Source organism: Bacillus spongiae (genome assembly GCF_037120725.1).
GTDB lineage: Bacteria > Bacillota > Bacilli > Bacillales > Bacillaceae_K > Bacillus_CI > Bacillus_CI spongiae.
Genome location: NZ_JBBAXC010000016.1, coordinates 92,460 through 104,737, shown reverse-complemented (window position 1 = coordinate 104,737; position 12,278 = coordinate 92,460). Strand labels below are relative to the sequence as shown.

Genomic DNA, 12,278 nt, shown 5'->3' with positions numbered 1-12,278 from the left:
ATCCCATTGGTCCTTCTAGATATTCTTTAACAATGGTTAATTTTAAATCGTCACTATATTTTGCCATACAAAAACACCCCAAAAATTAGTTTTTAACTCTAACTTTTGGGGTGCAGAACCTCGGCAGATTTTTTTATTTATATTGAACTAGAAAATATTTCTTTTTCCCTCTTCGAACAATAGTATATTGTTGATCGATTTTATCTGATTCCTTTATGATGTAGTGTAATTCCGTCGTACGTTCACCATTAATATAAATGGCTCCATTTTGAATATCTTCTCGTGCTTGGCGCTTAGAAGGTGAAATCTTGGCAGCTATGAGCAAGTCAATTAATCCAATCTCTTCTGCCTTATCTTGTTGAAATGAAGGAAAATCCTTAAATCCTTGTTTAATTTCAGATGATGTTAAATTTTTCACATCTCCACTAAAGAGAGCATTTGTAATCTTAATTGCTTGCTCTAATCCATCCATACCGTGAATGAGCTTTGTCATTTCCTCAGCTAACGCCTTTTGTGCTTTACGCAAATGCGGCTCTTCCTGTAGCGATACTTCTAATGCTTCAATTTCCTCTCTAGACAAAAAGGTGAAGAACTTTAAGTACTTTAATACATCTGCATCGGCTGTATTAATCCAAAATTGATAAAACTCATACGGAGTCGTTTTTTCTGGGTCTAACCAAATAGCTCCACTTTCTGTTTTTCCGAATTTCGTTCCATCTGATTTAGTGACAAGTGGAATCGTTAAACCGAATGCTTTCGCTCCCTCTTCCTGAGTCTTGCGAATAAGTTCAAGTCCTGTCGTAATATTTCCCCATTGGTCACTGCCACCAACTTGAAGCTTACAATTATGATGCTCATATAAATGCTTGAAGTCCATTGCTTGAAGAATGGTATACGTAAACTCGGTAAAAGAAATACCTGAATCGAGACGAGAAGAAATCGTATCTTTGGCAAGCATATAGTTCACCCCAACATGTTTACCAAAATCACGTAGGAAAGTCACCACATCCATTGAGCCAATCCAGTCATAGTTATTGACCATAACCGCACCATTATCACCTTCAAAAGAAAAGATTTGCTTGAGTTGTCCTTTTAAACAAGATACATTATGTTCAACCTGATCCATTGTTTGTAGCTTTCGTTCCTCTTTCTTTCCACTTGGATCCCCAATTAGACCTGTTGCCCCACCGACTAATACTAGCGGTGTATGTCCATGAAGTTGAAAACGTCTTAACGTTAGGAAAGGAAGTAAATGACCGATGTGCATACTATCTGCTGTAGGGTCAACACCACAATAAATCGCTATTTTCTCGTCAGATAGTAACTTTTCTAGCCCTTCTTCGTCCGTTTGTTGATATATGATTCCTCTCCATTCTAACTCACTCAATAATTCCATTTTTAAATTCCTCCTACTAATACTCTATATTGTATTGAAAGCATAAAAAGCGTCCCTGCAATATGCAGGGACGCTATATGCGCGGTACCACCCAACTTAAAGAACTAATTCTTCATCTCATCATAAAATAACGGTCTTCCCGTTTACTGCTACTACTATCATTATTCACAGTAAAAGCTCTAGGAGGTAATTCACTCGCATATTTGTACTGATTTTCACCAACCATCAGCTCTCTAAAAACAGGGATATGCTCGCTACTTCATCCTTTCATAGCCAGTTTCTTATTCATTTGTTATAATTATATATTAAGTTATTTAACATGAAGTAAGTGTAAATGTCAAATGTATCATGAATTTAATAATCCTATCATATTCAGCGTGACAAAATATGCTATAATGTATGTGATTTCGGGGGGATTGTATAAATGAATAAAAAATGGAACCTAATCAAGGAGAAAGCCAGTCTTGTCACTAATTTCTTTCAAAATAAAAAGGTTCGTAAAAGCACGAGAATTACATTCGGCGTCACTTGGAATTTACTCCTTGTTTTTCTCATCTTAATGACGATGGGATTTACATTTGCCGGAGGAGTAGGGGCTGGCTATTTCGCTTCACTCGTGAAAGACGAATCAATTCGATCATACGATAGTATGAAAAAAGACATATACAACTATGAAGAAACGTCAAAATTATATTTTGCTGATAATCAATTTTTAGGACAGCTCAGAACTGATTTAGAGCGTGAAGAAATAGAAATTGAAGACGTGTCAGAGCACTTAATTAATGCGGTAATCGCCACGGAAGATGAATACTTCGAAGAGCATGAAGGAGTCGTCCCAAAAGCGATTCTTCGAGCTATTTTCCAAGAGTTCACTAATTCCAACGTTCAATCAGGTGGTAGTACACTGACACAGCAATTAATTAAAAACCAAGTATTAACAAACGAAGTCTCATTTGAGCGAAAAGCAAAAGAAATTTTACTTGCCCTTCGGTTAGAGCGTTTCTTTGAGAAGGAAGAGATTCTTGAAGCTTATCTTAATGTAGCCACTTTAGGCCGAAATTCATCAGGCCGAAATATTGCTGGCGTGCAATCTGCCGCACAGGGGATTTTTGGGGTCAATGCGAAAGATTTAACCATACCTCAATCAGCTTTTATTGCAGGACTTCCACAAGCCCCATTTTCTTACACACCATATACAACCATGTCTGAAGACGGCACCTTAAAAAGTGCGGAAGGGCTTGAACCTGGTTTAACAAGAATGAAAACCGTATTAGCCCGCATGCTAAAGGAAGGTTATATAACGGAAGAAGAATACGATAATGCCGTCAATTATGATATTGTAAAAGATTTTATAAAGCCGAAAGAGAATCCTGCAGAAAAATATCCATATTTAACGCAAGAATTAGAGAATAGAGCAAAAGAGATTATCGCTTCGATTCTGGCAGAAAAAGACGGCTATACAGAAGAAGATTTGCAAATGGATGGAGAGCTAGCAGAGAAGTATACTACGCTTGCCGATCGAGATATGCGTCAAAATGGCTATGAAATTCATTCGACCATCATGAAAGATATATACGATGCTATGCAGGTGACGAAGAACGATTTTTCAGACTATCATCCTACTCGAACGGTTGAAGAAACAGATCCTGAAACAGGAGAGACGATTAATAAAGATGCTCCCGTTCAGGTCGGTGCCATTATGATTGAAAATTCTAGTGGAAAAATCCTTAGCTTTGTCGGTGGCCGCGACCATGATATACAAGCACAGAACCATGCAACACAATCCGAACGGCAAAATGGATCTACAATGAAACCCCTCATTGTCTATGCTCCAGCACTTGAGCTTGGGTTAATTGCACCTAACACGCCTGTACCCGATGTAAGTTTTACAGCAGGTAAATGGAATCCGAAAAACTATACTAGTACGGTATATGGATTAATGCCTGCGAGATCAGCAGTTGCTCGTTCAACCAACCTAGCTGCCGGAAGAACATATTTAAAATTTATAGACCAACTGCCTGCTAAAAATCTGGACAAAATGGGCTTTACGTCTCTTGAAGAAGAAGAATATTATTACCCATCACTTTCTCTTGGCGCGATGACTGTTGGGGTGACTTTGGAAGAAAATGCTAACGCGTATACTACATTTACCAACGGTGGCCAATTTATCGATGCTTATATGATTGAAAAGATTGTTGATCGTGATGGGAATATTATGTATCAAAATAAAACAGAGCCTGTCGAAGTCTTTTCTCCGCAAACAGCTTATTTAATGTTAGAGATGATGAGAGACACAATGAAATCTGGCGGAACAGGACAAAGTGCTGCTAGTTACCTCAACTATTGGTCTGACTGGGCAGGAAAATCAGGAACAACGCAATTTTTTGGTGACCATTGGTTTATCGCCTCGAATCCAAATATCACCTTTGGTACGTGGGTAGGGTACGATGAACCAGCTTCATTGAAAACACCTGTTGGGTTGCATTATGGTGTTCGAAATATTAAGCTTTGGTCGGAGCTCTTAAATTCAGCCTACGAGCTAAACCCATCGCTAGTAGACCCAGATGCGAGCTTTAAACGACCAGAAGGGATTGTCTCTCGCTCGTTCTGCTCCGTATCAGGTATGCTGCCATCAAAAGAATGTAGCGATGCAGGTTTAGTGACTTCAGGGCTATTTAATGCAAAATATGTCCCAACTCAAGTCGATGATAGCTTAATTACTAGCCGCTACGTCACTCTTGGAGACGAGAAATATATCGCACTAGATTCTACTCCAGAAGAATTTTCAGAGGCTGGTGTGGTGTTAAACCCTGATTTTGTGACACGTGTATTAGCTGGTTTATCAGCCAATCCAGAAGAATTGATTCCCCCTAATGATAAAAGGTTTGAGAATGTACTAGTCTCAAATAATAAAATTAAAGATGATGGGAAAGCTCCAGGAAAAGTGAAGGCTTCTGAATCTGGAAAATCCATTACTTGGACTACATCGGTCAGCTCAGATGTTATCGGATACCGTGTTTATCAAATAGACGGTTCAAACCGTAAAAAAGTTGGAAGTATTAAAGCGGATGAATCCTTAAAGGTGAAGGTTGGAGATGGCAAATATGTTGTCGTTGCCGTAGATGTCGCTGGACTGGAATCCGGAGACTCAAATGTTATCCAAATTGGTGAAGAAGAGAAACCAAAAGATCCGAAACCGAAAGACGATAAACCAACAGATCCACCACCTAAGGATGACAAGCCAGCTGACCCTCCTTCTGGGGGGAATGCACCAACGACGAACTCAACTCCTGGCGGGAATGCACCAACGAATACTCCTTAAAAGTAATATCATTACAACGGATTCGAGATTAGTTCTCGAATCCGTTTTTTATTCATAATAAAAACCTCCAACAACTGTTGAAGGTTCAAAACAGCATTTATTTAATCTTCCATTGTTGAAAGATCACCAGTAGGTAAGTCTAGCTCCCATGCCTTTAATACTCTTCGCATAATCTTTCCACTTCTTGTTTTAGGTAGCTTATCTCTAAATTCGATTTCCCTTGGTGCTGCGTGGGCCGCTAAGCCTTTTTTGACAAAGATTCGGATTTCTTCCTCTAGTTCGGCTGAAACTTCATACCCATCCCGTAAAGCTACAAAGGCTTTAATAATTTCTCCACGTACGGGATCCGGAATACCTACTACTCCTGCTTCAGCGACTGCCGGATGCTCCACTAGCTTGCTTTCTACTTCAAAAGGACCAACCCTCTCTCCCGAGGTCATAATGACATCATCAATTCGTCCTTGAAACCAGAAATATCCATCCTCATCCATATAGGCAGAATCTCCTGAAACATACCAGTCTTCTGCCATAAAGTAAGAAGCATACTTCTCACTATTATTCCAGATTGTGTGCATCATGGACGGCCAGCCTTTTTTCACCGCAAGATTCCCCATTCGATTCGGTGGAAGCTCTTGGCCGTTGTCATCAATTATTGCTGCTTTAATACCTGGAAGTGGTTTTCCCATAGAACCCGGTTTAATTTCTAAACATGGATAGTTACAAATTACCTGTCCACCCGTTTCTGTCATCCACCATGTATCATGTATTCGTAAATGAAACACTTTCATTCCCCAACGAATGACTTCTGGATTTAATGGTTCTCCGACACTTAACACATGACGCAACGACGAAAAGTCAAACTTCTTAACAAGCTCGTCTCCTGCACCCATTAGCATACGGAAAGCTGTTGGAGCAGAGTACCAAACCGTAATACCATATTCTTCAATTGTTTCGTACCAATTTTCAGGACTAAATCTACCACCTAATATGACATTAGATGCTCCAACTAACCAAGGACCGAACATGCCATAAGAGGTGCCAGTAACCCAACCAGGATCAGCTGTGCACCAATACACATCTTCTTCCTGTAAATCTAACACCCACTTCGCCGTTTGGTAATGTTGGATCATCGCATTATGAACATGTAGTACTCCTTTTGGTTTGCCAGTTGAACCAGAAGTATAATGAAGAACAAGGCCTTCCGTCCGTTCCATCCATTCTATTTGAAGCTTTTTTTCCGCATATTTCATCTTCTCTATAAAATCAATATACTTATCGTCTTCTTCAACTGACTCTCCTATAAGAAAGACATGTTTTAATGCAGGTAGCTCATCTATAGGTACACGTTGTAAAAGCTCTGGTGTTGTAATTAGAACCTTTGCCTCACTGTCTACTAACCGATCCTTTACAGCTCCTTCCATAAATGCTTCAAATAAAGGACCAATAATGGCTCCTAGTTTTATCGCTCCTAGTGCGGCAAAATATAGCTCCGGTGATCTTGGCATAAAAATAAAGACGCGATCCCCTTTTTCAACGTTCCCGTATTTTCTCAACACGTTACCTGCTTTATTAGAGTACTCCTTCATTTCTTTATACGTATATTTTTCATCTCGTTCATGATCACGGTAGTAAAGAGCGATTTTATTTTTTCGGAAAGACTCGGCATGTCGATCAATTGCTTCATAGGCCATATTTACTCGACCGGATTGTGACCAAGTAAATTCTTCTTCTACTTGCTTCCAGTCAAACTCACCAGCCACTAAGTCATAATCTCTTAAATTATAATTCCCCTTCATACTTGGTAGCGCTTCCATATTCATTTATTCCCTTCCCCTCTTTTTTGAAATTATTATATTTATTATAGTATAATACTGGTATTTTCACAATTTTTAAAATATAAACACTCTCTATACTTACTCTAATATTATCTGAAAACGCTTTATTTTTAATATATTCATGTATAATAAGATTAGAAGAGCTTCATGACTCAAGGTTAGCAGTATGCACTTGAAAATAGCCGAATCTAAAAAACAAGGTGGTGACCTAATGGAACACAAGAAAACGTATAATGCAGCAGAGCTAAAAACACCCTACGGAAATGTTGTCATCGAAGGCCCCATTTCCTCTAAGAAACTAGCATCTTTTGAATTTCATGAAGATTTAGTCGCTTTTCGCCCTCCTGTTCAACAGCATAAGGCCCTAGTTGAAATTGCCGATCTTCCAGAAGGTAGAATCATCATTGCACGTCAGCATAATACCATTATTGGGTATGTAACGTATTTGTATCCTGATCCTTTAGAAAGATGGTCGCAAGGAAACATGGAGGAACTTCTTGAATTAGGTGCTATTGAGGTCATTCGTAAATTCAGAGGATACTCAATCGGGAAGAACTTATTGAAGGTTTCCATGATGGATGACGCCATGGAAGACTATTTAATCATAACAACAGAGTATTATTGGCATTGGGATTTAAAAGGAACAGGGCTTAACATTTGGGAATATCGTAAAGTAATGGAAAAGATGATGAATGCTGGGGGTTTAGAGTGGTTTGCTACAGATGACCCTGAGATTAGTTCACATCCTGCCAACTGTTTAATGGCGCGCATTGGAAAGCGGATTCCTCCAGAGGCGATCCAACAGTTTGACCGATTACGATTTATGAATCGATTCATGTATTAGAGAGAAATTCACACAAAAGGGGTTGATTTGACAATGATTGTTGAACAAGTAATGAAGACAAATATAACTGTTTTAACTCCTGAAGATACCATTCAAAAAGCAATTGAAGTAATGCGAGCTCACTCTATTCGTCACATCCCAATTTGTACAGCAAATAAGCTTGTAGGCATTATCAGTGATCGTGATGTAAAAGAAGCCACTCCTTCAACCTTTAACAAACACTCTGTTGAAGAATTTAAAAAACCACTCAAGCAAATTATGACAACAAATGTCATTACTGGCCACCCTCTTGATTTTGTTGAAGAAGTGGCTGCCCTCTTTTATGAATACCAAATAAGCTGCCTACCTATTGTTAAAGAAGATAAGCTTGTGGGTATTATAACTGAAACGGATTTACTACACACTTTAATCGAGCTAACTGGAGCACATCAGCCTGGTTCTCATTTTGAAGTAAAAGTGCAAAACAAGGCTGGCATGTTATTTAACGTCGTCCGCATTTTAAACGAGCACAACGTTAATATTCATAGCGTCCTTGTGTACCCTGATTCCGAGGATGAAAAATATAAAATACTAGTATTTCGTATTCAAACGATGAATCCGCTGCCTTTATTACATAGTTTGAAAAAAGAGGGTCATATTGTTTTGTGGCCTAACATGCCAGGTGTTACCTCATGAAAAATGCTGTTTTTGTATATTCTGATGAATTGCTTTCTTATTGTTTTTCAAAGGAGCACCCCTTTAATCAATTTCGCTTAAAGCTAACAGTGGACCTTTTAAAAAGTATGGGCGCTATTGGCGACCAAGATATAATTTCTCCTCGAATGGCGACAGATGAAGAGCTTTGTTCCATTCATTACAGCGATTTTGTAAACGCTGTCAAATTAGCAGGAAAAGGGGAGTTATCCTCAGAAACTTCGGAAAATTATGGAATAGGAACAGAGGACACGCCCATCTTCCCTAACATGCATGAAGCCAGTGCTTTCCTTGTAGGAGGTACATTGAAGGCCGTAGAAGAAGTAATGAGCGGTAGAGCGAAGCATGCTCTGCACCTTGGTGGAGGGCTCCATCATGGCTTTCGTGGGAAAGCATCTGGTTTCTGCGTCTACAACGATAGTTCCGTTGCGATAAAATATATGCAGGAAAAATATAATGCTCGCGTCTTATATGTCGATACCGATGCACATCATGGTGATGGAGTTCAATGGGCATTTTACGATGACCCTAATGTCTGCACCTTTTCGATTCATGAAACTGGACGTTATTTATTTCCGGGTACAGGACAAGTGAACGAGAGAGGGAGTGGAAAAGGGTATGGCTATTGTTTTAACATTCCTTTAGATGCTTTTACGGAGGACGAATCTTGGATACAATCCTATGAAGAAGCTTTAACAGCAGTAACAGCTTACTTTAAGCCTGACGTGATTATTACACAAAATGGAGCAGATGCCCATTTTTATGATCCTTTGACACATTTAAATTCAACCATTGATATTTACAAACGTATTCCTCAGCTCGCTCATCAACTTGCTCATCAATATTGCGAAGGAAGGTGGATTGCTGTAGGAGGCGGAGGCTATGATATTTGGCGAGTTGTTCCGAGAGCTTGGTCCTTATTATGGTTAGAAATGAGCGATCAGCATTTAAACACGAACAAAGTTCCTTCTGATTGGATTAAACAATATCAACAACAATCACCGGTCCCATTACCGACTCATTGGACTGATGCCATTGATATGTATAAACCTATTCCAAGAAAAAATGAAATAACAGATAAAAATGCCCAAACTGTCTCAAAGTTACTCTATCCAATAAAAAAATATCAAACAAACCAAAGGTCCGTTTAATATACCCTTAAGTATGGGGAAACTCCTTCTGAGACACTTCCCCATATTTAATTCCTTCTTTCCCTTAATCCGTTGTTTCTTACTCGATTTAAGTAACCATCATAACATTTCGTAATAAAGCCCATTAAGATAAAATAATGAATTGAACACATCTGAACTTGTGTAGCAGGTTCTCATTTTCCCCAAAAGAAAACTGCACCTGCCATTGTATTAGGGTAGGGTGCAGTTCATCATTGCATAATATTTTTCAATTAGTTTCAGGATCTAAAATAACTAATTCAACACGTCGGTTTTTTTGTAGGTTATCCTGACTATCATTAGGAGCTATCGGTCGTGTTTCCCCATATCCTTCAAGAGCGAATCGGGATGGGTCCAAATTTTCGTTCACCACTAAAAATTCGATAACGCTCCCTGCTCTTGCACCAGATAAAACCCAGTTTGAAGGGTATTTATACGTGTTAATCGGACGGCTATCCGTATGTCCTACAACTTTAACACCATTTGGAATTTTCGTTAACAAGTCCCCTACTTTATGAAGTAATGGATAAGCCTCTTTTCTTAAAGTATCGTCACCAGAATTAAATAGGATTTGTTCCTGGAGCACCAATACTACCCCGCGTTCAGTCCGAGTTGCCACCGCAACTTCACTAAGGTTTTGATCATCTACAAATTCGTTAATTTCAGACAGTAGCTCATTTAATGAATTTACACCGTCTTCCACTTTTTGATTCTCACCAGGGTCCAGCATTTCATCTTTTTTGTGAACATCTGGAGAGGCTGAAGGGTTTTCTAACGGAATAACTGAAGGGTAGAATTCTAATATTTGCTTTTGTTTAAAAGAATCCGCAATAGCCTTAAATTTGACGATATCAATTTGTGACATGGAAAATAGCAGAATAAAAAACACGAGGATTAAAGTGGTTAAATCCGAAAATGTAACCATCCATCTTGGCGCACCCTTTTGTTGTTTAAGAGGTTTGCGATTAAGCTTCATTCATGATAGCCTCCTGCCCATCCATCTCATTACTTTCTTCATCTCTTCGTTGTGATTTAGGCAAGAATACGCTTAATTTTTCTTCTAAAATTTTCGGATTTTGTCCAGATTGAACCCCAATTACACCTTCAATAATAATTTGCTTAACAAATATTTCTTTCTCCGTTTTCGCTTGAAGTTTTGATGCCATTGGAATAAATACTAAGTTTGCCAATAAAGTTCCATATAACGTTGTTAATAAGGCAATTGCCATGTTTGGTCCTAAAGTAGTCGGGTCATTTAAGCTTTTTAACATTAGAACGAGACCAATCAGGGTTCCAATCATCCCCCAGGCAGGTGCATATTCTCCTGCTTTTTCTAATATACTTCTTCCTTGGCGATGACGATCTTCTAATGCAAGAATCTCAGCATTCATAATATCCACAATGACATCAGGCTCAATGCCATCAACAGCTAATAATACCCCCTTTTTAATAAAAGGGTCATCGACATCTTCGACCTCTGCTTCTAGAGCTAATAGCCCTTCCCTTCTTGCTCTTTCAGAAAGAGTCACAAACGTATGAACAAGTCCTTTCAAGTCAAACTCTTCCTTTTGAAAACTTTTTTTAATGACCGGAATCATTCGTTTTAGTTCTTTTAAGGAAAAGCTTACGAGTATCGCTGAAATTAGACCACCAAATACTACAATGACAGCAGGAATATCAATGAATGATTGAAACCCAGTCACTCCACCATTTGTAATAATTGCAAATGCGATAAAGGCTAACCCTATTACTAGTCCAACTGGCGTAAAAACATCTAGCTTTTTCATCATTTCTCTCCCCAGAATCAAATAATTGTTTGTCTATATTCTATATATCGACAAAACCATTATTTTGTTGAGTTACGATACTCAATTCTATGAGGAAGTACGACAATATTTTCGTCAACTTTTTCTTTATTCATATATTTTGTTAATAATCTCATGGCCACAGCCCCAATATCATATAATGGTTGTACAATACTTGTTAGCTGAGGCCTTACCATTAAGGCGAGCCTTGTATTATCAAAACTAATGATTTCTAACTGTTCAGGAATACGTACATCATTATCTTGAGCTCCATGAACCACACCAAGAGCCATCTCATCATTCCCAACAATTATAGCAGTAGGTTTGTTATCTAGCGCACTCAGCTTACCCCATGAATCTATTCCAGCATCGTACGTATAGTCACCTTCAATTATATATTCTTCTCGGAAAGGAAGACCTGCATCTGATAATGCCCTTTTATATCCTTCAAGCTTATAAAGCCTATTAATGGTATCGTGAAAAGGTCCACTTACAAATGCAATTTCTGTATGTCCCTTTTCAATCATGGATTGTACTGCATCGTAAGCTGCTATTTCATAATTAATATTTACAGATGGAACCTTTTTCGTCTCTTCAACTGAACCAGCTAAAACAATTGGGACAGGAGAACGCTCAAATTCAGCAACATGCTCTTCTGTAATGTCTCCACCCATAAAAACAATTCCATCTACTTGTTTGCCTAACATCGTATTTAATAAGTGTAATTCTTTCTCTTTATTTTGATCTGAATTACTTAAAATTATGTTGTATTTATACATTGTCGCGATGTCTTCGATTCCTCTTGCTAATTCAGCAAAAAAGATATTGGAAATATCGGGAATAATTACACCGACAGTCGTTGTTTTTTTACTTGCTAGCCCACGTGCTACAGCATTTGGACGGTAGCCAAGCCGCTCAATTACTTCCAATACTTTCTTTCTAGTTGCTGGTTTAACATTTGGGTTTCCATTGACTACACGTGAAACAGTAGCCATGGATACGTTCGCTTCACGAGCTACATCATATATGGTTACATTCATTTTAAAGAACACTCCTTTTATATCCTTAGTATGTATTTTACACTATATCAAAAATAGCATTCCGCTACGTATAATTTCATTTAATGCTTTTTATAATACGATAGTGTTCCTAGAACTTCAATGAATATCACCCTATTTTGATATATTTTTCACATAATCAACTAGAAAAGTCTA

At 38.4% G+C, this 12,278-nt stretch carries 9 protein-coding genes and 1 other annotated feature; of the genes, 4 read left to right on the top strand and 5 right to left on the bottom strand.

Going from position 1 to position 12,278, the window contains the following annotated elements:
• Positions 1 to 133: 133 nt before the first annotated feature.
• Positions 134 to 1,396 (bottom strand): tyrosine--tRNA ligase, encoded by a 1,263-nt coding sequence (gene tyrS / locus WAK64_RS17525; protein WP_336588293.1) that lies wholly within the window; start codon positions 1,394 to 1,396, stop codon positions 134 to 136.
• Positions 1,397 to 1,459: 63 nt separating this feature from the next.
• Positions 1,460 to 1,676: a binding site (T-box leader), on the bottom strand.
• Between the two features lie 144 nt (positions 1,677 to 1,820).
• On the opposite strand from tyrS, the gene WAK64_RS17520 reads away from it, so the two are divergent.
• A complete protein-coding gene (locus tag WAK64_RS17520; RefSeq protein ID WP_336588292.1) occupies positions 1,821 to 4,718 on the top strand; it encodes a transglycosylase domain-containing protein in 2,898 nt (965 codons plus the stop codon).
• 101 nt (positions 4,719 to 4,819) lie between these two features.
• Here WAK64_RS17520 and acsA read toward each other — a convergent pair whose 3' ends face one another.
• Positions 4,820 to 6,538, bottom strand: coding sequence for an acetate--CoA ligase (gene acsA, locus WAK64_RS17515; RefSeq protein WP_336588291.1), 1,719 nt, complete (start codon positions 6,536 to 6,538; stop codon positions 4,820 to 4,822).
• 226 nt (positions 6,539 to 6,764) lie between these two features.
• Here acsA and WAK64_RS17510 point away from each other — a divergent pair, with 226 nt between their 5' ends.
• From WAK64_RS17510 to WAK64_RS17500, 3 genes are read left to right on the top strand one after another with little or no spacing between them, the layout of a single operon-like run.
• A complete protein-coding gene (locus tag WAK64_RS17510) occupies positions 6,765 to 7,397 on the top strand; it encodes a GNAT family N-acetyltransferase (protein ID WP_336588290.1) in 633 nt (210 codons plus the stop codon).
• A gap of 33 nt (positions 7,398 to 7,430) precedes the next feature.
• Positions 7,431 to 8,072, top strand: coding sequence for an acetoin utilization AcuB family protein (locus tag WAK64_RS17505; protein ID WP_336588289.1), 642 nt, complete (start codon positions 7,431 to 7,433; stop codon positions 8,070 to 8,072).
• On the top strand, positions 8,069 to 9,241 hold the full coding sequence (locus tag WAK64_RS17500; RefSeq protein WP_336588288.1) for an acetoin utilization protein AcuC: 1,173 nt from the start codon (positions 8,069 to 8,071) through the stop codon (positions 9,239 to 9,241). Before WAK64_RS17505 ends, WAK64_RS17500 begins: the two co-directional genes overlap by 4 nt.
• Positions 9,242 to 9,488: 247 nt before the next feature.
• Here the strand turns inward: WAK64_RS17500 and motS are convergent, their stop codons facing one another.
• From motS to ccpA, 3 genes are read right to left on the bottom strand one after another with little or no spacing between them, the layout of a single operon-like run.
• The gene (gene motS, locus WAK64_RS17495; protein ID WP_336588287.1) at positions 9,489 to 10,235 is read right to left on the bottom strand and encodes a flagellar motor protein MotS; all 747 of its coding nucleotides are present in this window, start codon (positions 10,233 to 10,235) and stop codon (positions 9,489 to 9,491) included.
• Positions 10,225 to 11,046: a flagellar motor protein MotP gene (gene motP, locus WAK64_RS17490; protein WP_336588299.1), complete on the bottom strand. Its 822-nt coding sequence runs from the start codon at positions 11,044 to 11,046 to the stop codon at positions 10,225 to 10,227. Before motP ends, motS begins: the two co-directional genes overlap by 11 nt.
• 59 nt (positions 11,047 to 11,105) lie before the next feature.
• Positions 11,106 to 12,104 carry a catabolite control protein A gene (gene ccpA, locus WAK64_RS17485; RefSeq protein WP_336588286.1) on the bottom strand — a complete coding sequence of 333 codons (999 nt, stop codon included), beginning with the start codon at positions 12,102 to 12,104 and terminating at the stop codon, positions 11,106 to 11,108.
• Positions 12,105 to 12,278 lie beyond the last annotated feature (174 nt).

Coding starts and splice junctions, on each gene's coding strand:
- tyrS (WP_336588293.1), bottom strand. CDS start 1,396: ATGGAATTATTGAGTGAGTTAGAATGGAGAGGAATCATATATCAACAA.
- WAK64_RS17520 (WP_336588292.1), top strand. CDS start 1,821: ATGAATAAAAAATGGAACCTAATCAAGGAGAAAGCCAGTCTTGTCACT.
- acsA (WP_336588291.1), bottom strand. CDS start 6,538: ATGAATATGGAAGCGCTACCAAGTATGAAGGGGAATTATAATTTAAGA.
- WAK64_RS17510 (WP_336588290.1), top strand. CDS start 6,765: ATGGAACACAAGAAAACGTATAATGCAGCAGAGCTAAAAACACCCTAC.
- WAK64_RS17505 (WP_336588289.1), top strand. CDS start 7,431: ATGATTGTTGAACAAGTAATGAAGACAAATATAACTGTTTTAACTCCT.
- WAK64_RS17500 (WP_336588288.1), top strand. CDS start 8,069: ATGAAAAATGCTGTTTTTGTATATTCTGATGAATTGCTTTCTTATTGT.
- motS (WP_336588287.1), bottom strand. CDS start 10,235: ATGAAGCTTAATCGCAAACCTCTTAAACAACAAAAGGGTGCGCCAAGA.
- motP (WP_336588299.1), bottom strand. CDS start 11,046: ATGAAAAAGCTAGATGTTTTTACGCCAGTTGGACTAGTAATAGGGTTA.
- ccpA (WP_336588286.1), bottom strand. CDS start 12,104: ATGAATGTAACCATATATGATGTAGCTCGTGAAGCGAACGTATCCATG.